The organism is Devosia sp. J2-20 (assembly GCF_055808475.1).
This window is the reverse complement of record NZ_CM147870.1, coordinates 623,995-643,978: the sequence shown is the minus strand read 5'-3', so window position 1 is coordinate 643,978 and position 19,984 is coordinate 623,995. Positions and strand designations below refer to the sequence as shown.

General features: G+C 59.7%; 19 protein-coding genes and 1 pseudogene. 3 read left to right on the top strand and 17 right to left on the bottom strand.

Annotated elements, in window-relative coordinates; all coding sequences use genetic code 11:
- Nucleotides 1–145: 145 nt before the first annotated feature.
- Entirely contained in the window at nucleotides 146–1,507 is a 1,362-nt protein-coding gene (locus AC0L37_RS03130) for an aminotransferase class I/II-fold pyridoxal phosphate-dependent enzyme (RefSeq protein ID WP_282222033.1), read from the top strand.
- An 11-nt stretch (nucleotides 1,508–1,518) separates the two neighbouring features.
- Nucleotides 1,519–1,911, top strand: coding sequence for a response regulator (locus AC0L37_RS03125; protein WP_212656996.1), 393 nt, complete (start codon nucleotides 1,519–1,521; stop codon nucleotides 1,909–1,911).
- Nucleotides 1,912–1,998: 87 nt separating this feature from the next.
- Here the strand turns inward: AC0L37_RS03125 and AC0L37_RS03120 are convergent, their stop codons facing one another.
- The 5 genes from AC0L37_RS03120 to AC0L37_RS03100 form a co-directional block, all read right to left on the bottom strand.
- Nucleotides 1,999–2,388 carry a response regulator gene (locus tag AC0L37_RS03120; RefSeq protein WP_212656995.1) on the bottom strand — a complete coding sequence of 130 codons (390 nt, stop codon included), beginning with the start codon at nucleotides 2,386–2,388 and terminating at the stop codon, nucleotides 1,999–2,001.
- A gap of 14 nt (nucleotides 2,389–2,402) precedes the next feature.
- On the bottom strand, nucleotides 2,403–2,927 hold the full coding sequence (locus AC0L37_RS03115; RefSeq protein WP_282222034.1) for a response regulator: 525 nt from the start codon (nucleotides 2,925–2,927) through the stop codon (nucleotides 2,403–2,405).
- Complete coding sequence (locus AC0L37_RS03110; RefSeq protein WP_282222035.1) at nucleotides 2,891–4,288, bottom strand: ATP-binding protein; 1,398 nt, start codon at nucleotides 4,286–4,288, stop codon at nucleotides 2,891–2,893. Before AC0L37_RS03110 ends, AC0L37_RS03115 begins: the two co-directional genes overlap by 37 nt.
- Nucleotides 4,289–4,387: 99 nt before the next feature.
- Nucleotides 4,388–5,599, bottom strand: coding sequence for a mannonate dehydratase (gene uxuA / locus AC0L37_RS03105; RefSeq protein ID WP_282222036.1), 1,212 nt, complete (start codon nucleotides 5,597–5,599; stop codon nucleotides 4,388–4,390).
- A 110-nt stretch (nucleotides 5,600–5,709) separates the two neighbouring features.
- Nucleotides 5,710–6,324, bottom strand: a complete 615-nt coding sequence (locus AC0L37_RS03100; RefSeq protein ID WP_282222037.1) for a trimeric intracellular cation channel family protein — start codon at nucleotides 6,322–6,324, stop codon at nucleotides 5,710–5,712.
- Between the two features lie 80 nt (nucleotides 6,325–6,404).
- On the opposite strand from AC0L37_RS03100, the gene AC0L37_RS03095 reads away from it, so the two are divergent.
- A complete protein-coding gene (locus tag AC0L37_RS03095; protein ID WP_282222038.1) occupies nucleotides 6,405–7,034 on the top strand; it encodes a hypothetical protein in 630 nt (209 codons plus the stop codon).
- 27 nt (nucleotides 7,035–7,061) lie between these two features.
- Here the strand turns inward: AC0L37_RS03095 and AC0L37_RS03090 are convergent, their stop codons facing one another.
- The 12 genes and pseudogenes from AC0L37_RS03090 to AC0L37_RS03035 form a co-directional block, all read right to left on the bottom strand.
- Complete coding sequence (locus AC0L37_RS03090; RefSeq protein WP_282222039.1) at nucleotides 7,062–7,397, bottom strand: cupin domain-containing protein; 336 nt, start codon at nucleotides 7,395–7,397, stop codon at nucleotides 7,062–7,064.
- Nucleotides 7,398–7,401: 4 nt separating this feature from the next.
- Nucleotides 7,402–8,124 (bottom strand): 2-dehydro-3-deoxy-D-gluconate 5-dehydrogenase KduD, encoded by a 723-nt coding sequence (gene kduD, locus AC0L37_RS03085; RefSeq protein WP_473315314.1) that lies wholly within the window; start codon nucleotides 8,122–8,124, stop codon nucleotides 7,402–7,404.
- A 38-nt stretch (nucleotides 8,125–8,162) separates the two neighbouring features.
- The gene (gene kduI, locus AC0L37_RS03080) at nucleotides 8,163–9,005 is read right to left on the bottom strand and encodes a 5-dehydro-4-deoxy-D-glucuronate isomerase (RefSeq protein ID WP_212656987.1); all 843 of its coding nucleotides are present in this window, start codon (nucleotides 9,003–9,005) and stop codon (nucleotides 8,163–8,165) included.
- Nucleotides 9,006–9,024: 19 nt separating this feature from the next.
- Nucleotides 9,025–9,756, bottom strand: coding sequence for a FadR/GntR family transcriptional regulator (locus AC0L37_RS03075; RefSeq protein WP_212656985.1), 732 nt, complete (start codon nucleotides 9,754–9,756; stop codon nucleotides 9,025–9,027).
- Nucleotides 9,756–11,042: a TRAP transporter large permease gene (locus tag AC0L37_RS03070; protein WP_212656984.1), complete on the bottom strand. Its 1,287-nt coding sequence runs from the start codon at nucleotides 11,040–11,042 to the stop codon at nucleotides 9,756–9,758. Before AC0L37_RS03070 ends, AC0L37_RS03075 begins: the two co-directional genes overlap by 1 nt.
- 7 nt (nucleotides 11,043–11,049) lie before the next feature.
- Nucleotides 11,050–11,574, bottom strand: a complete 525-nt coding sequence (locus AC0L37_RS03065) for a TRAP transporter small permease (RefSeq protein WP_249327549.1) — start codon at nucleotides 11,572–11,574, stop codon at nucleotides 11,050–11,052.
- Nucleotides 11,575–11,640: 66 nt separating this feature from the next.
- Complete coding sequence (locus AC0L37_RS03060; RefSeq protein WP_212656983.1) at nucleotides 11,641–12,618, bottom strand: TRAP transporter substrate-binding protein; 978 nt, start codon at nucleotides 12,616–12,618, stop codon at nucleotides 11,641–11,643.
- A 310-nt stretch (nucleotides 12,619–12,928) separates the two neighbouring features.
- Entirely contained in the window at nucleotides 12,929–14,338 is a 1,410-nt protein-coding gene (lpdA, locus tag AC0L37_RS03055) for a dihydrolipoyl dehydrogenase (protein ID WP_212656982.1), read from the bottom strand.
- Between the two features lie 18 nt (nucleotides 14,339–14,356).
- Nucleotides 14,357–14,989 carry a LysE family transporter gene (locus tag AC0L37_RS03050; protein WP_269370373.1) on the bottom strand — a complete coding sequence of 211 codons (633 nt, stop codon included), beginning with the start codon at nucleotides 14,987–14,989 and terminating at the stop codon, nucleotides 14,357–14,359.
- Between the two features lie 88 nt (nucleotides 14,990–15,077).
- Complete coding sequence (locus AC0L37_RS03045; RefSeq protein WP_212656980.1) at nucleotides 15,078–15,524, bottom strand: hypothetical protein; 447 nt, start codon at nucleotides 15,522–15,524, stop codon at nucleotides 15,078–15,080.
- A gap of 162 nt (nucleotides 15,525–15,686) precedes the next feature.
- On the bottom strand, nucleotides 15,687–16,952 hold the full coding sequence (odhB, locus tag AC0L37_RS03040; protein WP_282222040.1) for a 2-oxoglutarate dehydrogenase complex dihydrolipoyllysine-residue succinyltransferase: 1,266 nt from the start codon (nucleotides 16,950–16,952) through the stop codon (nucleotides 15,687–15,689).
- A gap of 11 nt (nucleotides 16,953–16,963) precedes the next feature.
- Nucleotides 16,964–19,965 (bottom strand): annotated as a pseudogene (locus AC0L37_RS03035) (2-oxoglutarate dehydrogenase E1 component).
- Nucleotides 19,966–19,984 lie beyond the last annotated feature (19 nt).

Sequence of the window (19,984 nt, the reverse complement as noted above, 5' to 3'; positions counted from 1 at the left end):
TTCAAATCGTATTTACCATTCAGCGTAAGCAAAATTGCACCGCGTTCGGTCATACAAAATATACCGCAACGATTAAGCTGCTTTTCAAGTAGCCAAAGTAGTTTGGCCTCCAGAAGGACCAGAAAGGTCTACGTGGAGAGCGTCGATGTCTAAAGATTTCAAGTCAGTTCCAGAAGCCGCTTTGGCGGGCAGCCTGCGTGATTTCCGGGCGCCAGAAGGTGCAGATCTGATGGAGCGTGTAACGGGCTTCTATGATTGGCAGGACCTGCGCCGCAGCCATGATCTGTGGCCATATGCCCGCTCAACCTCAACAGCACCTCAGGCGCGTTGCGAGGCCAAAAGCGATGCCGGCACCAGTTTCTCGGGAATCAATTTCGCCAGTCAGGATTATCTGAGCCTGTCCTCGCACCCAGCCATCAAGCAGGCCGCCATCGACGCCATCAGCGAATATGGTGTGCATAGCGCGGGCTCTGCAGCGCTGCTGGGCAACACAGCCAACTCGCTGCTGCTCGAACAGGGTCTCTCATCCTTCCTGGGCGGGCGTGAAATCGTGCTCTACCCGACCGGCTGGTCCGCTGGATATGGTTCGGTGCAGGGCTTTGTGCGCGGCAATGACCACGTCATTCTCGACATTCTCGCCCATTCCTGCCTGCAGGAAGGTGCCAAGGCAGCCACACAGAACATTCACTACCACGGACACCTCAATCTCGACGCCCTGGCACGCAAGCTTGAACGCATTCGTAACACCGATCAGCAGAACGGCATTCTGGTGGTCACCGAGAGCCTGTTCTCCATGCACTCCGATACGCCGGACCTGGCTGCCATGCGCGCCCTGTGCGATCAGTACGGAGCAACCCTGCTGGTCGATTGCGCCCACGATCTGGGTTCGATCGGTGATGATGGCCTGGGCCATCTCGGCCTGCAGAACGCCATGGACAGCGCCGACATCATCATCGGCAGCTTCTCCAAGACCTTCGGCTCCAATGGCGGTTTCATCGCCGTCAAGACGCGCGCGGCCGCTGAATATCTGAAATATTACAGCGCCACCCACACCTTCTCCAACGCACTCTCGCCCGTTCAGGCCGCGACAGTGCTCACCGCACTGAACATTGTGCGCTCCGAGGAAGGCCGGACCCTGCGTCGCAAGCTGATGGACAACATTCTCTATCTGCGCGCCGAGCTGACGCGTGCAGGTCTGGAAACACTGGGCGACCCATCGCCTATCGTGCCAGTTCGCCTCGGTCTGGAAGGCGTCGGCCGTTTCGCCTCGCGTCATCTGATGGCGCTGGGGGGCATTGCCAACCTGGTCGAATATCCCGCCGTGCCGCAGGGCGGCGCCCGTTTCCGCTTCCAGGTCATGGCGTCCCACACCCAGGAAGACATCGATCAGGTCGTCAAGATCCTGGCCAAGGCCATGCGCGATGCAGACCTTGAATATCGTCTGGGCCATGAAGGCCAGCAGGACGCAACGCGCCCGGCAACCGCCAGCTCAAGCGCTGCGGCGTAGTGGAGGCAAGAATGGCTCAACCATTGAGGCTGCTCGCAGTCGACGATGATGTCGCCTCAGCCGAACTAATCGTGCGGGTAGCGGAGCGCTGCGGCTACGAAGCCTTCGCCACCTCGGATTCCCGTGGCGTCATCAATCTGGTCGCAGCATTGCGGCCAGACGTTATGGCGGTCGATATTTCCATGCCCCATGTCGATGCCATCGAGCTGTTTCGCCTGCTCGCCGAGCATCGCTACCAGGGCAAGATTGTCATCGTCAGCGGACAGGATGATCAAACCCTGCTTATGGTCCAGCGCAGCGCCGAACTGATGGGGCTGCAACAGCCCCACATTCACCAGAAGCCGCTCGACTTCATGCGGCTGCGCGAAACGCTCAATGCCAACCGCATGGCGATTGCCAGCTAGGCACTCCCCGCTCCAAATACAAAAGCCCCCGGCCTTGGCCGGGGGCTTTTTGGTATCAGGGTCACCGTCTGCAAGTGGGCAGTGGCGCTAGACCATTGCCGCAGCCGGCATCTTTGGCCCCAGCACGGCGGCCATCTTGCCCAGAAGGCGCGGCAAATCCACCGGCTTGGTATCAAAGTCAATACATCCGGCAGCCAGCGCCTTGGCGCGATCGGATTCAAACGCACTGGCAGTCAGGGCGATAATGGGCAGCGCCGCAGTCTCTGGGTCAGCGCGGATGCGCCTGGTGGCTTCGCAGCCATCCATTTCACCCAGCCCGATATCCATCAGGATCACGTCGGGCATCAGCGACTTGGCCGCATCGATCCCACTGGGGCCATCCTCGGCAAAGCGAATGGAAAAACCGCGTCGCTCAAGGCGGCGACCCAGTACATCCCGATTGACGGGGTTGTCTTCAACGATGAGCACCAGGGCCATCTTAGCTATCCATCCTATACATTGGCAGCTCTGTTCCGGCCACGCGTTGATCGGAGCGCGGCCAGCGCTGCCTTCACCTTCGCCGCATCAAACGGCTTCATCACAATACCGTCCGCTCCGGCCGCCAGTGCTTTGCTGCGCTCGGCCAGAATGGAAATCATGAACACTGGAATATCGGCCGTGACCGGGTCGGACTTCAGAGCCGCCAGTACGTCCCAACCATCAAACCCAGGCATCAGAATGTCGAGAAAAATCGCCGAAGGCTTGACGGTTCGCGCAATCTGCAGCGCCGATTGGGGCGCATCCGAGCAGATCGGCGTGTAATTCTCACGGATAAACAGTCGCTCGGCCAGTTCCAGGAAATTGCGGTCATCGTCGACCACCAGCACGCGCTCGCGCTTGTCATGGTCGTTGGAGTGCCCGTTCATGCCGGCATGACCGACCTTGCGCTTGACAGCATCGTCCTCGGCGTCGTTGAGGAAGTCATCGTCAGCCCGCGTTGTCAGCGGCACGATCGGCATCTCGGTGGGCAAGGGCATGGTCTGGTCGACCTGGGCGGGAAGGTGAATGGTGAAGCGGCTGCCCGCACCGAGTTCACTTTCGATCTCGATCTGCCCCCCATCAGTCGGCACAGGTTCTGGCTCAGCGACAGCCCCAGCCCGGTGCCGCCATAGACCGCGGCAATCTTGGAACTGGCCTGACTGAAATTGGAGAACAGTGCCTGCTGCTGTTCGCGCGATATGCCGATACCGGTGTCGATCACTGCAATATCGACCCAGTCCCCTGTGCGCTTGGCCGACAGCGTAATAGTGCCGTTCTGGGTGAACTTGGCGGCATTCGAGAGCAGGTTGAAAATGGCCTGACGCAGCTTGGTTGCGTCGGCCCGCATCATGCCCAGATCCTTGCCACGCTCCACCACAAAGCTGTTGGTATTCTTGGCTGCCAGCGGGCGTCCTGTGGCCTCCACCTCATCGATCAGCTTGCCCAGATCAACCGTCTCGATATGCAGGGCCATCTTGCCTGCTTCGATCTTGGAGATATCGAGAATGTCATTGACCATGGCCAGCAAGTGCTTGCCGGCGGCGCTGATTTTCTGCAAATCCGCGATTTGTTCGCCACGCCCGTCCAGTTCGGCATCTTCGAGCAGGATTTCCGAATAGCCCAGCACCGCGTTGAGCGGGGTCCGCAGCTCGTGGCTCATCTTGGCCAGGAAGTCGGATTTGGCGCCATTGGCGCGCTCGGCATCGTCCTTGGCGCTGGTCAGCGCCTTGAGGGTGTACTGGTGACGGTCAATTTCCTTGATCAACTCGGACTGGCTATCCACCACGCTCGAGTAATAGGCCGCCATCATGAACACATAGATGTTGGCGCCCAGCGCCGATAGCAGACCCGCCACCACCATGTCATTGACCGGGATGTGCTCGGGGAAATCGCCAAACAGATAGAAGCCGTACAGGGACGCCAGACCCAGCGTGATCTGCGCCAGAACGAATATGCGCGCCGTCCAGGTCGATCCCAGATACATGAACGCCAGCAGCGGCGTCAGCACGAACCACACCAGGAACGGTGAGCTGGTGCCGCCGTAATTGTAGGTGCCCCACAGAATGGCGAATGACAGGTTCAGCACCGAGGCCATGGCCAGCGGCGTGTAAGCGCGCGGAAACAGCTTCACCAGCGCCAGAAACGGCCAGAAACCATAGATCGACAGCGCCAGGACCAGCACATGCGGCCATGGCTGCGGATCAGCGCTCCACAGGAAGAGCGGGATCGGCGTCGCGATGATCGGTCCGAATATATGGCTGATGATGAACATCTGCACGCGCTTGCGCGTGTGCAGATCGTCCGCCATGTGTTGGGGGATGAACCAGTTCACCAGCCCCTGAAATACCGTAGTAATCACAATGCGCCTCGCGCCACAGATCACTACAGAGTGCGCTGAACCCTTTGAGAAGTCGTAAAGTTTGGTTCGGAACCTGAAACTAAGCGGGAAAGCTTGTGTTTAGCTGGCCGCCAGTTGGTATTCCAATGCCTTCATGACACCGCGCAACTCGGCCAACCCCTTCATCCGGCCAATCGTGGGATAGCCAGGCTGCGAGCGACGCCCCAGATCGTCCAGAATGTCCTGACCGTGATCGGGCCGCATGGGAATGGAATGGTCCCTGCGGCCAGCAGCCTTGCGACGGGCCTCCTCGCGTACCACCGCGGCGATCAGCGCCACCATATCGGTGTCCCCACCCAGATGCTCAGCCTCGAAGAACGAGCCAACCACATCGGAATTGTCGCGCTTGACGTTGCGCAGGTGCAGGAAATGCACCTTGTCGCCGAGCCGCTCCATCATGCCGGGCAGATCATTGTCTGGCCGCGCGCCCAGCGAGCCCGAACACAGCGTCATGCCGTTGGCGGGGCTTTCGACCGCATCCATGATGTAGCTGTAATCGGCCTCGGTTGACATCACACGGGGCAGACCCAGCAGCGAGAACGGTGGATCATCGGGATGGCAGCACAGCCGCAGCCCCAGATCCTCGGCCATCGGCACCACAGCTTCGAGGAAGTCGACAAAATTGGCCTGCAGTCGCTCCCGGCTGATCCCTGCATATTCCGCCAGATGCGCCCGCACATCTTCCAGCGACATCGATTCCGTCGAGCCCGGCAGCCCCATGGTCACATTGCGCGCCAATTGCTTCTTGCCCGCCTCGTCCAGTGCTGCAGCACGCCGCCCGGCCTCATCGGCAATGGCATTGGTATAGTCGGCCCCAGCGCCGTCGCGCTCCAGGATATGAATGTCGAATGCCGCAAAGTCGTTGATGTCGAACCGCATGCACGACCCGCCATTGGGCACGTTCCAGCGCAGATCAGTCCGCGTCCAGTCCAACACGGGCATGAAATTGTAGCAGATCACCTCGACGCCGCTCGCCGCCAGGTTCTGCATCGAGACCTTGTAGTTCTCAATGTGACCGCGCCAGTCATTCTTCTGCTTTTTAATATCTTCCGATACCGGCAGGCTTTCCACCACATCCCAGGTCAGCCCCGAGGCGGTGCCATCCTTGCGCGTGGCGATCTCGCTGTGTCGCTTGGCAATCTCTTCGGGCGTCCAGACCACCCCGTTGGGCACATGGTGCAGCGCGCTGACCACGCCTTCGGCGCCCACCTGGGTGATGTCATCAATGCTGCAAAGATCTTTGGGCCCGAACCAACGCCACGTCTGTCGCACGAGAATGCTCCATATACTTGTATGGTAGTGCCTTGCCACAAGGCGGCAGGGCGGAAAAGTCTTATTTGCCAGTCACCCGAAATGAGCCCCGGCTTGGACCTGCGACAGTCTCATCGCAAATCCTTGTCATAGACGAATCGGGGCATTTCCCACTTGAACACGATGGCGGTGACGCGCAGCCCGAACCCGACTGTCATGGCGCCAATGATCACCAGATCCTGCGGCAATTTCAGCATCAGCCCACCGAAATAGATGATCCCGGTCAGCGCCGACACGGTGGCGTAGAGCTCGCCGCTGAACACCAGCGGGATGTCATTGCACAACACGTCGCGCAGAATGCCGCCGACAATGCCGGTCAGCATGCCCGCCACAATCACGATCACCGGGTGCTGTCCCATCTCCAGTGCCACATTGCAGCCAATGATCGAAAACACCACCAGCCCCAGCGCATCGAGCAACAGGAACGGCCAGCGCAGCCGATGCACCACCCGCGCGATGCCGATGGTGAACAGGGCCGCCCCGCAGGCCAGTACCAGCAGCCACGGATTACCCACCCAGGTCAGGGGGTAATGCCCCAAAATGATATCGCGCGCCGACCCGCCCCCCAGCGCTGTCACGCAAGCCAGCACACACACGCCAAACCAGTCCATCTGGCGGCGCCCGGCAGCCAGCGCGGCGGTCATCGCTTCAACGGTAATGGCGATATAGAAAATGACGATGAGCATCTGTGTCCTTACGGTAAAAACCGGGTTCGCAGGCGCTAAGGTATAGATCACCATGCCCGCGTCCAGAGCCGGAGCTCATCATGCGACAACCGCAAAGCGTCAAGGGTCTCGAAGATCTCGGCCGCGTCCGCCTGTCGGAGAGCTTCTACCTGCGCGATTTTCTTTATTCGGAAATCGCCGCCATCCACGCCATTCCCAATATTCCCGACGATCCCGACCTTGCCATCGCTGCCGGCACCGCTCTGTGTCAGAACCTGCTTGAACCGCTACAGGCCCGCTTTGGCCGCATCTCGATCCGCTCGTCCTACCGCTCCTGCGCCCTCAATCAGTTCGGCAACGCCAACAAACTCAATTGCAGCCGCAACGAAGCCAACTATGCCGGCCACATCTGGGACCGGCGCGACGCCGCTGGCCATATGGGCGCCACCGCCTGCATCATCATCAATCGCTTCGTGCCTTATTACGAGCGCACCGGCGACTGGGAAGCGATGGCATGGTGGATCCACGACCACCTGCCCTATCACGACATGCAGTTCTTTCCGCGCTATGCCGCCTTCAACCTGCAATGGCGCGAACAACCTGAACGGCGCATCTATAGCTATATCCCGCCACGCCGCGGAACATTGACCAAGCCCGGCGAGTCGAACCGGAATATCGATCACAGCAGCGCCTATGCCGCCATGCTGGCCGAACTGGGCGCATCGCAATGACGGCGCCCGAAAGCGCAGCCACTCAGGCTAGACGAAATCCTGCCGCATCGGGGTGAATACATCCACCAGCCGTCCGGCTTCCAGCGCCACCACGCTGTGCACCAGTCCGGTTGGCACGATAAAGCTGCCACCCATGCCCACCGTCTCCGTCTTGCCGTCAATGGTCACCTCAAAAGTGCCCTCGGCAACATAGCTCACCTGAATATGCGGATGACTATGCGGCGCGCCAATGCCACCCTTGTCGAAGCCGAATTCCACCTGCATCAGCTCCGGCGTATGGATCAGCACGCGGCGCCGATTTCCCGGGGCCAGTTCAATCCATTCGCTCGTTTCGGGCTGTGCAAAAAACTGCTGTTCACTCATCAAATTACCTCGCCAGCCAGCCGCCATCCACCGGGATGACGGCGCCGTGCATATAGTTGGAAGCACGCGACAGCAGGAACACTGCCGCATCGCCAATGTCGGAAGGTACGCCCCAACGCCCCACAGGAATGCGTCCGAGAATGGAAGCAGACCGGTCCGGATCAGCCCGCAAGGCCTCGGTATTATTGGTTTCGATATAGCCCGGAGCAATCGAGTTCACGTTGATGCCCTTGGCCGCCCACTCATTGGCCAGCAGTCGGGTTATCCCCAGCACACCGCTCTTTGAAGCGGTATAGCTGGCGACCCGAATGCCCCCCTGAAAGCTCAACATCGACGAAATATTGACGATCTGTGCACCACGGCCAGCCTTAAGCGCCTTCTTGCCCAGCGACTGGCACAGGAAGAACATCGACTTGAGATTGATGTCCATCACCTCGTCCCAGTCCGCTTCGGTGAAATCCACCGCATCGGCCCGCTTGATGATCCCGGCATTATTGACCAGCCCGTCGATCGGACCATGCTCCGCCCAGACCGCGTCAAACATCGCCTGGGCCGCCTGCGTCGAGCCCAGGTCTGCCTTGACGCCGACAAACGCGGCGCCAATCTCGGTCAACAGCGCTGCGGTCTCGTCCATGCTCGAACGACCGACGCCGATCACCCGCCCCCCGGCCCGGCCAATGCTGACCGCAATGCCTTGTCCGATGCCAGTATTGGCACCGGTCACCATCACGGTCTTGCCCTCAAGACTGAATGCAGAAAGATCGATCACAGCAGTTCGTCCATCCCGACCTTCTCGACATCGGTGTAGTCGATATTGTCGCCAGCCATCGCCCAGATGAAGGTGTATGAACCGGTACCGGCACCCGAATGGATCGACCATGGCGGCGAAATGATCGCCTGCTCATTGCGCACCATTAGATGCCGCGTCTCGTCGGGTTCACCCATCAGGTGGACCACGACAGCATCGGGATCGAGTTCGAAATACAGATAAGCTTCCATGCGGCGGTCATGAACATGGGCCGGCATGGTGTTCCACACCGAGCCCGGTGCAAAGCTGGTCAGTCCCACCACCAATTGGCAGGTCTTGACGCTGTCGGCATTCACGAACTGGAAAATACTCCGCTCATTGGCCGCTTCCTTGCTGCCCAGATCAATGCGCTTGGCATCGCCCTGACGGATCAGCTTGGTGGGGTGGCTGACATGGGCTGGCGCACTCACCAGATAGAACTTGGCCGGCGCATCCGCACTATTGGAGGCAAAGCGCACATCCTTGTTGCCCATGCCGACATAGAGCATGTCCTTGGTGCCAACAGCGTGCTCGACTCCATCAACCGTGATACTGCCCGCGCCACCGATATTGGCGGCAATCATCTCGCGCCGATCCAGGAAATTGGCCGTGCCGGTTGGCTTGATCACCTCAAGCTGCAGCGCGCTGCCACCAGGCATCGCGCTACCCACGGCCATGCGGTCGTAATGGGTGTAGGTCCAGTTCACATTGCCCAGGCTGAACAGATCATCGATCAGGAAATTTTCGCGCAGTTCCTCGGTGTTCATTGTGCTCGCACTCACCGGGTCAATGGCGAAACGGATATCGAAATCGGTGCTCATGTCTTGTCCTGCTTCCTGTCTATTGTTCACGCAACCGCTGGCGATAGCGCTCTTGGCTCAGCCAGAGATGTTGCCGCATCGCTTCGCGTGCCCCCTCGGCGTCCTGCGCCGAGATGGCCTTGAGAATAGCGAGATGTTCCCGCTGCAATCCCTTTTGATATTCAATCGTCAAAACACTCTCGGTTCCCCATGGCGATGCCACGTCGCAGGGAATGGTCCGGCCACCCAGACCGTCTAGCACTTCGATGTAAAACGGGTTGTTGGTCGCCGCTGCAATCGCCCTGTGGAACGCAAAGTCCGTCTTGCCGGTGGGCGTTCCCAGCTTCAATTGCCGTTCGAACTCGTTCCAGGCTTCCTGTATTGCCGCGTCCTGGCTTGAGCTGCGCCGCAGGGCAGCAAGCCCTGCAGACTCGATCTCGATACCCATGCGCACTTCAAGCACATTGAGCGCTACCGAGATCTTGTTCGAGCTTTCCGCGCCGATAGCCGAAAAAGCACTGGCCGCATTGGCCATCACGAACACCCCGGCGCCCTGGCGCGACTGCACCAGACCATCCGCCGCCAGCGCCGCAATGGCTTCGCGCACAACCGTCCGGCTGACCCCGAAAATCGAGGTCATCTGGCTTTCGGTGGGCAGTTTGCCGCCCGCCTCATACTCGCCCTCGCTGATCCGCTTGCGCAGGGTCCCAATGACCAGATCGGCCAGTTTGGGTTTCCTGCCCTGCGCCAGCATTTCATCATTCAGGCTCATCAGTTCCCCCTGAACAGGGCCGGCAGCCAGAGTGACAGGGCGGGGATATAGGTCACCAGACCCAGCACCACGATACCGGCGCCGTAGAACGGCCAGATCGAACGCATGGCCTCCCAGATCGATATCTTGCCCACGGCCGCGGCCACGAATTGCACCGGCCCCAATGGCGGTGTGTTCAAGCCAATACCCAGATTGAGCACCATGATCACCCCGAAATGCACGGGATCAACACCAAATGAGGATACCACCGGCAGGAAGATCGGCGTGGTAATGATGATCAGCGGTCCCATGTCCATGAAGGTGCCCAGCACCAGCAGCAGCACGTTGACCAACAGCAGGATCACCAGCGGATCGTCCGAAATGCTACCCATGAAATCAATCATGATGGTCGCGATCTTGAGATAGGCCATCAACCAGCCAAAGGCGGCGGCCGAGCCGATGATGAACAACACCATCGCGGTGGTCTTGACCGCACCGAGCGTGGAATGGACGAACTCGCTCCAGCTCATCGAGCGGTAGACCAGCAGCGTCACCAGCAGCGCATAGAGCACGGCAATGCACGAGCTTTCCGTCGCCGTGAAAATGCCCGAACGCACGCCGCCAAAGATGATGGCAATCAGCATCAGGCCGGGCACCGCCACAACCAGATACTGCCCTACCTTGGAAAAGCCGGGGAATGGCTCGGTCGGATAGCCGCGCTTGCGGGCAACCACATAGGCCGTGATCATCAGCGCAACGGCCAGCAGTAGGCCCGGAATGACGCCGGCGGTGAACAGGTCGGCAATCGAAATGCGGCCACCGCCCGAGATTGAATAGATGATCATGTTGTGGCTGGGCGGCAGCAGCAGCGCGATCAGCGCGGCCATCGAGGTCACGTTCACCGCATAATCGGCGCCATAACCGCGCGCCTTCATCTGCGGCACCATGATGCCACCCACAGCAGCCGCTTCAGCAACAGCGGAACCGGAAATGCCGCCAAACAGCGTCGAGGCCAGAATGTTGACCTGGCCCAGACCGCCACGCACATGCCCGATCAGCGACCCGGCAAAGGCGATGATCCGCGAGGCAATGCCGCCGCGCATCATCAGATCGCCCGCGAAAATGAAGAATGGGATCGCCATCAGCGTGAACAGCGAGACGCCCGAATTGAGCCGCTGGAACACCACTACAGGTGGCAGGCCCAGATAAGCCACGGTCGCAAAGCTCGATATACCCAGGCAGAAGGCAATCGGGGTACCGATGATCATCAGCGTGAGGAACACGCCAAACAGGATGAAATATTCCATGAAACCGTCAGACCTCGGTGATTTCGTTCGGGCTGGCGGTATCCACGGGCTCGCCCGACAAACGCAACGCCATGCGCTCAATGATGAACAGGCACATCAGCCCGCCCGATACGATGATCGGGAAATAGGTGAAGGAGGTAGGCAGGCCCAGCACGGGAATGGTCGTGGACCAGAAACGGATCGCCAGCTCCGAACCGTAGACCACCATGCCAGCCGCAAAAATGAAGATGAACACATCGCTGATACCGCGCAGCCAGGGCAAGGCGCTGTCAGGCAGCACATAGAGCAGCACGTCAAAGCCCATGTGGAACTTCTCGCGCACGCCCACAGCGGCCCCAAGAAAGATGAACCAACTCATGATCATGATAGCGCCACCCTCGGTCCATGCCGGGGACGAGTTGACGACAAAGCGCATATAGACCTGGAAGGCCACCACGGCGGTCATGGCGACAAGGCCAATACCGGCAAGCCATAACGCCAGGGTCGATATGCGTCCAAGCACGCGGCTAACGGACAGCAGCCAGACTTTCAAGAGAGCCTCCCAAGGCTAGACACAGACAGATCGGACCGGCGCCAAAGCGCCAGCCCGACAGATTTGCTATTCGGTTGCCTTGATGCGTGCCACCAGGTCCTGCAGGGCAGGATCGGTCACATGCTTTTCGTAGACCGAGTCCATCGCAGCGATGAAGGGCGCCTTGTCGACTTCGTTGATGATGGCGCCGCCAGCTTCAACGATGGCCTTGGATTCAACTTCCTTGGCAGCCCACAGCTCGCGCTGCTTGCCGACCGACGCCTTGGCCGCTTCCATTACGGCAGCCTGATCTTCGGCCGACAGGCCATCCCAGACCATCTTGGACATCACCAGCACTTCTGGCACCATCAGGTGTTCGTCCAGCGAGTAGTACTTGGCAACTTCAGAGTGACCAGCGGTATCATAGCTGGGATAGTTGTTTTCAGCGCCGTCGATAACGCCCGTCTGAATGCCCGAATACACTTCGCCATAGGGCATTGGCGTGGCGTTGCCGCCCAGGGCCGCAACCATGTCAACGAAGATGTCCGAACCCATCACGCGCAGCTTCATGCCTTCAAGATCGGCAGGCGAGTTGATGGGCTTGCCGCTATTGTAGAACGAGCGGGCGCCGCCGTCGTAATAGGCCAGGGCCTTGAGATCCACAGCGTCAAACGCGGCCAGGATTTCATCACCGATCGGGCCATCGAGCACGGCGTGGAAGTGGTCAGCCGAACGGAAGATATAAGGCAGCTGCGTCACGGTTGCAGCGGGCACCTGCGTGCCGAACGCACCGATCGAGATACGGTTCAGGTCGATTACACCGAACTGCGTCTGTTCGATGGTGTCCTTTTCTTCGCCCAACTGAGCGGAGTGGAACACTTCAACAGCATAGCGACCATCGGTCAGCTCGCTGAGCTTCTCGCCAAAATACTTGACCGCTTCAACGGTTGGATAGCCATCAGGATGGGTATCCGACGAGCGCAGCACCGTCTGGGCGCTGGCGGTCGAAACCATCAAGGATGCAGCAACAAGCGCGGTCGCTGCCAATTTAGACAGATGAAACATGTAGTCCTCCCAGTTTGTCTGATGACACCGGTCGGGCGCGTCCTCCGTGCCCATCGCGATCGGTGTCGCTATTCAGTGCGAAGCTTACGCTCCGCGACACAAAGCCGGCGCGTCCCGTCTGGACTCTCCGGGCCTTGGTCTTCAAACTGGTATGGAAGTACAACTGGCTAGTCAACATACAAACGCTTGTATGTTGTATGATGAATTTCGCACAAACATCTGCTAGGGCTGAAAGCCCCTATCAAACAATTGGCCCCGCTGGGAAAATCCCGGCGGGGCCATGTTCATGATCAGACCATTTGTCCAGTGATCAGATGTGGATCGCGCCATCGCCAAGCGACAAGGCCGCCTCGCGCACCGCTTCCGACAGCGTCGGATGCGCGTGGGTGGAACGGGCAAGATCTTCTGCAGCGCCGGAAAATTCCATCAGAACCACCAGTTCGTGGATCATTTCGCCGGCATTCTTGCCCACGATATGGGCGCCCAGAACGCGGTCTGTATTCACATCGGCCAGGATTTTGACAAAGCCCTGGGTGGCCAGCATCGCCTTGGCGCGTCCGTTGGCGGTGAACGGGAATTTGCCGATCTTGTACTCAATGCCCTCGGCCTTGAGTTCATCCTCGGTCTTGCCAACGCTGGCCACTTCAGGATTGGTGTAGACCACTGACGGGATGGCGGCGTAATTCACGTGCCCGGCCTGCCCGGCCAGAATTTCAGCCACCGCAATGCCTTCGTCTTCAGCCTTGTGCGCCAGCATGGGACCGGCAATTACGTCGCCAATGGCGTAGATGCCATCAACCGAAGTCTTGTAATGGCCATCGACGCGGACCCGACCGCGCTCGTCCAGACCAACGCCCACAATGTCGAGCCCCAGACCTTCGGTGTATGGCTTGCGGCCAATGGCCACGAGCACCACATCGGCGTCCAGGCTCTCGGCGGCGCCACCCTTGGCGGGCTCAACCTTGACCTTGAGCGAGCCATCGTCCTGCTTGTCGACGCCCGAAACCTTGCTCGACAGCTTGAATTCCATGCCCTGCTTTTGCAGCATCCGCTGGAACTGGCGGGCCACTTCGCTGTCCATGCCGGGTAGGATGCGATCAAGATATTCGACAACCGTCACCTGGCTGCCCAGGCGCGCCCAGACCGAACCCAGTTCGAGCCCGATCACACCAGCACCGATCACCACCAGCTTGCCAGGCACCTTGTCCAGGTTCAGCGCGCCGGTCGAGGTCACGATCTTTTTTTCATCGACCTCAATGCCCGGCAGATTGGCCGAAACCGAACCCGAGGCGATCACGATATTCTTTGTCTCGATTTCGGTCGTCGCGCCATTCTGCGGCGTGACCCGCACCTTGCCCGGGGCGGCAATCGTGCCGATGCCCTGGAAGGTGGTGATCTTGTTCTTCTTGAACAGATAATCGACGCCGCCGACATTGGCCGCAACCGTCTCGGTCTTGTGCGTCATCATCTGCGGCAGGTTCAGCACGGGCGCGGGGATATCAATGCCCAGCGCCTTGAAGCCGTGGCCGGCTTCTTCAAACAGCTCCGAAGCGTGCAGCAGCGCCTTGGACGGGATACAGCCGATATTGAGACAGGTGCCGCCATGGGTGGCCCATTTCTCAACCACTGCAACCTTCAGACCAAGCTGCGCCGCGCGGATCGCTGCGACATAGCCGCCCGGACCCGAGCCGATGATGGTGAGGTCGAAAACGTCTGCCATTGGAAGCCCCGAAACTGGTTAGTGTTGCTGCGCCAGTGCGACACGCACCGCCAGCAGGATAAAGGTAATGCCGGTGACGCGATTAAACCACCTGCCAAAGCGGAAAAAGCTCTGTCGTACCGACGCTGTCGTAAAGAATATCGAGACCAAAGCGAACCAGGCAAAAAGCATGATGCTCATGCAGGCCACGTAGAACACCTTGATATCGCCGCCCGTATGCGCCGACACCAGACTGGTGAACAGCGCCAGGAAGAACAGGACGGCCTTGGGATTGAGCAGATTGGTCAGAAAACCCAATGCGAAGGCCGAAAAATCGCCGCGCCGCGCCACGCCCAGATCGGCAGCGGCAGGCGGCTGTGGTGGTGGACTGCGCAAGGCAGAGATCGCCAGATACACCAGATAGGCAGCGCCCAGCCACTTCAGGATGTTGAACAGCATCAGCGACTGGCCCACGATCACCCCCACGCCCAGCAGCGTATAGCTGCCATGGACCAGAATGGATGCCGCGATACCCGCTGAGGTAAACAGCGCCGCGCGCCGGTCATGGGCAATTGATTGGCGCAGCACCATGGCAAAATCGGCGCCCGGAATGACCGCATTGATGCCAAAGGCCAGCATGAGGCCGATAAATTCGAGCCAGGGGAAGTCCATGGGGACACCAATAACAGTGACACGCCCGCCGCGGCGATGAATCTCTGTTTACCGGAGTCTGCCCGCGACGCAAACCGCCATTATGCGCCTATTGCGCAGCGACTTCTTGCGCCTTCTTAAGCGCGACCGGCAGGCTTTCGTCGATATCAAGCGCGCCGGAATTGACCTGATCGAGAAACGCCCGACAAAAACTGTCCTTGTTCTCGGCCTGATTATAGGCGCTCATGATCTGGGTGCCGCCATAGGTCTCGGCCGCCGCAATCTCTGCGGGCGTGCCGCCACCCAGTCGTTCCGCAACCCGGTTGGCCAGATCAAGAAAGCCGATATTGCGCAGATACCAGTTCTCGCTGGCCTCGTGATAGGCCTCGTCGAGCCCCGTGGTCTCGTAGCAATGGGTGCTCATCACCGACACAATGGTCTTGGAGCCGTGAAACGCCATCAGCTCGCCGACCAGTTCGGGGTCTGCAGCATCCTGGGCGTAGGCGGGGACAAGGGCGACAAGCCAGCAGACGGCGGTTCGGATCAGTGGACGCAAAAGGCGGTCTACTCTCAACATTTGGCATGACAACACATCGCGTCATCTGCCCGTCAGACGTTAACACACTGTTAGCATCGAGCCGCACGCGCATCACGATTACGCTAACAAAAAGGGGCCCGCCGAAGCGGACCCCTGCAATTCGCACCGCAATGCGGCGAACTAAAGGTCGAGCACCAGACGCTCTGGCGATTCAAGGCTTTCCTTGACCCGCACCAGGAACGTCACCGCTTCCTTGCCGTCCACGATCCGGTGATCATAGCTCAGGGCCAGATACATCATCGGACGGATCACGATCTCGCCATTCACGACCACCGGCCGCTCCTGGATCTTGTGCATCCCCAGAATACCAGACTGTGGGGCATTGAGGATTGGCGTGCTCATCAGCGAGCCATAAACGCCACCATTGGAGATGGTGAAGGTGCCGCCCTGCATGTCGGCCATCGACAGCTGACCATCGCGCGCCTTCTTGCCCAGACCGTTGATGGCCTTTTCGATATCGGCGATCGACATCTGGTCCGCATCGCGCACCACAGGAACCACAAGGCCCTTATCGGTACCCACGGCAACGCCGATATTGGCGTACTGCTTGTAGATCAGCTCATCGCCATCGATCTCGGCATTGACGGCGGGGATTTCCTTGAGCGCGTGCACCACGGCCTTGGTGAAAAAGCCCATGAAGCCAAGCTTGACGCCATGCTTCTTCTCGAACAGCTCTTTGTACTGTGTGCGCAGGTTCATCACTGGCGCCATGTCCACCTCGTTAAAGGTGGTCAGCATGGCAGCCGTGTTCTGCGCATCCTTGAGGCGGCGGGCAATGGTCTGACGCAGACGCGTCATCTTCACGCGCTCTTCGCGATCGCCCTGAACGCCCGATGCCGGGGCCTTGGCCCCAGCAGGTGCCTTGGCTTCGGCTGGCTTGGCTTCAGCAGGTTTGGCCTCGGCCGGCGCCGCAGCAATCTTGCTCATGGCCGACAACACGTCTTCCTTGAGCACCTGACCACGCTTGCCCGAACCGGCAACGTCATCGGTGTCCACGCCCTTTTCGGCAGCCATTTTCTGGGCCGAAGGCGAAGGGGCCATGCTGGTGGCCTGCGCGGCTGGCGCTGCGGCAGCTGGCGCAGGCGCTGCAGCTGCTGGTGCTTCAGCCTTGATCGGCTCGGCAGTCGCCTTGGGCGCAGCAGCGGCACCGGCGCCGCCAATGGCACCAAGCAGGGCATTGATTTCGACAGTGTCGCCGGGATTGGCCGCAATGGCTTCGAGCACGCCAGCGGCAGGTGCTGGCACTTCGATGGTGACCTTGTCGGTCTCGAGCTCGACGAGCGGCTCATCGGCAGCGACAGTGTCGCCAACCTGCTTGAACCACTGCCCGATAGTGGCTTCGGTGACGCTTTCGCCCAGCGTCGGTACGCGGATTTCAGTCGACATGTGTAGTCCTTTTATTGAGCGAAGGCTTCGTCGAGGAAGGCTTGCAACTGTGCCAGATGCGTGCGCATCAGGCCCGTCGCTGTGGAAGCGGATGCAGGGCGACCGGTATAGCGCACGCGCTGGCCCGTCCGGCCCATCTGGTCAAACACCCATTCAACATAAGGCTGAATGAACGCCCAGGCACCCATATTTTTGGGTTCTTCCTGGCACCAGATCACTTCGGCGTTCTGGAACCGGTTCAATTCGTCCAGCAGCGCCTTGGCCGGGAACGGATAAAGCTGTTCGATGCGCAGCAGATAGACATTGTCGATGCCCTTCTTCTCGCGCTCTTCGAGCAGATCGTAATAGACCTTGCCGGTGCACAGCACGACGCGACGGATCTTGTCGTCGCTGGTCAGCTTGGTAGTGGTCTTGGGCGCGCCGGGCGCTTCAGCATCGTCCCAGAGCAGGCGATGGAACACCGAATCCGGACCCATTTCCGCCAGCCCCGACGTCGCACGCTTGTGGCGCAGCAGGCTCTTGGGCGTCATCAGGATCAGCGGCTTGCGGAAGTCGCGGGTCACCTGACGGCGCAGGGCATGGAAGTAGTTGGCGGGCGTGGTGCAGTTGGCGACCTGCATATTGTCTTCCGCACACAGCTGCAGGAAGCGCTCGGGACGGGCCGAGGAATGCTCTGGACCCTGGCCCTCATAGCCATGGGGCAACAGCATCACCAGACCGCTCATGCGGAACCACTTGCGTTCACCCGAGGAGATGAACTGGTCGATCACCACCTGCGCGCCGTTCACGAAGTCACCAAACTGGGCTTCCCAGATGGTCAGGGCACGTGGCTCGGCCAGCGAGTAGCCATATTCAAAACCCAGCACGGCCTCTTCCGAGAGCATCGAGTTGATGACCTCGTAGCGGCACTGGTCGGGGTCCAGATTGTTGAGCGGGGTATAGGTCTTGTTGTCGACCTTCTGATCATTGAGCACCGAGTGGCGCTGGCTGAACGTGCCGCGTTCCACATCCTGACCCGACAGGCGCACGGGATGACCTTCGGTCACCAGCGTGCCAAAGGCCAGGGATTCAGCGGTTGCCCAGTCAATGCCTTCGCCCGACTCGATTGCCGACAGGCGGTTGTCCATGAAGCGCTTGACCGTCTTGTGGACGTTGAAGCCTTCGGGAATGCGCGTCAGATCGGTACCGATCTTGGACAGGCGATCAATGGCGACACCGGTTTCGCCGCGACGCGGACCTTCCTGATCGGCAGGACGGAAATCCTTCCACTGCCCATCAAGCCAGTCGGCCTTGTTCGGACGATAGTCCTGGCCGGCCTCGAATTCCTTTTCCAGCGTCGCGCGCCAGTCTGCCTTGAGCTGATCGATTTCAGCGGCGGTCAGCAGACCTTCGCTGACCAGCTTTTCCGAATAGATTTCGAGCGTGGTCTTGTGCGCCCGGATCTTGGAATACATCAGCGGCTGGGTGAAGCTGGGCTCATCGCCCTCGTTATGGCCATGCCGGCGATAGCAGAACATGTCGATCACGACAGGCTTGCCGAATTTCTGGCGATATTCCACGGCCACCTTGGCGGCAAACACCACAGCTTCAGGGTCATCCCCGTTCACATGCAGTACAGGCGCTTCGATCATCTTGGCGACGTCGGTGGGATAGGGCGACGAGCGCGAATACATCGGGCTCGTGGTGAAGCCGATCTGGTTGTTGATCACGAAGTGGATCGAACCGCCGGTGCGGTGGCCCTTCAGGCCACTCAGCCCCAGACATTCGGCGATCACGCCCTGCCCGGCAAAAGCGGCATCACCATGGATCAGCAGCGGCAGCACCATGGACCGGTCTGGCTTGCCATCGGTGGGGATGTTGACCAGCTTGCCCTTGGGGGCAATGTGCTGATCCTGCTTGGCGCGCGACTTGCCCAGCACCACGGGATCAACGATCTCGAGATGGCTCGGATTTGCCGTCAGCGACAGATGGACCTTGTTGTTGTCAAAGTCGCGATCCGACGAGGCACCCAGATGGTACTTCACGTCGCCCGAACCCTCGACATCGTCGGGGTAGAAAGCGCCGCCCTTGAATTCGTGGAACAGGGCGCGATGCGGCTTCTGCATCACCTGGGTCAGCACGTTCAGGCGACCGCGGTGAGCCATGCCCAGCACGATGTCCTTGATGCCCAGCGCACCGCCGCGCTTGATGATCTGCTCAAGCGCCGGGATCGTGGCTTCACTGCCATCCAGACCGAACCGCTTGGTGCCGGTATATTTGACGTCGATGAACTTCTCGAACCCTTCAGATTCGATCAGCTTGTTCAGGATCGCCTTCTTGCCCTCGGCAGTGAAGGCAATTTCCTTGTCAGGGCCTTCGATGCGTTCCTGAATCCACTGCTTGGCTTCGGGATCCGAGATATGCATGAACTCGATGCCCAGCGTCCCGCAATAGGTCCGGCTGAGGATCGACAGCATCTCTGGAATGGTCGCGTATTCCAGGCCCAAATAGTTATCGATGAAAATCTTGCGGCTGTAGTCAGCCTCGGTGAAGCCATAGCTCTTGGGATCAAGCTCGGGCGCTGGCTCTTCGGCCTTCATCTTGAGCGGATCAAGATCGGCATGCAGATGGCCGCGCATGCGATAGGCCCGGATCATCATGATCGCGCGGATCGAATCGCGCGTGGCCTGCAACACATCGTCGACACTGGAATTGGCAACGCCCAGCGCTGCGGCCTTCTTGCTGACGGCCTGTTCGGTCTTTACGGCGATCTCGCCCCAGTTACCGTCCAGCGCACTGACAAGCTCGCCATTGGCGGCTTGCGGCCAGTCCTTGCGGCCCCAGCTTGGACCGTCGGCATTCTTTTGCGCGACACCCTCACCATCATCGAGCTTTGAAAAAAGCTCTGCCACGTCTCATCGACGCTCGAAGGATCGGTTTTGTACCGGGAGTACAATTGCTCGATGTAGTCGGCGTTCCCACCATAGAGGAACGAGGTCAGCAAGAACGTGTCGTTCTTTTCCTGTCGTGTCATCGCTTTATGTCCGAGGCCC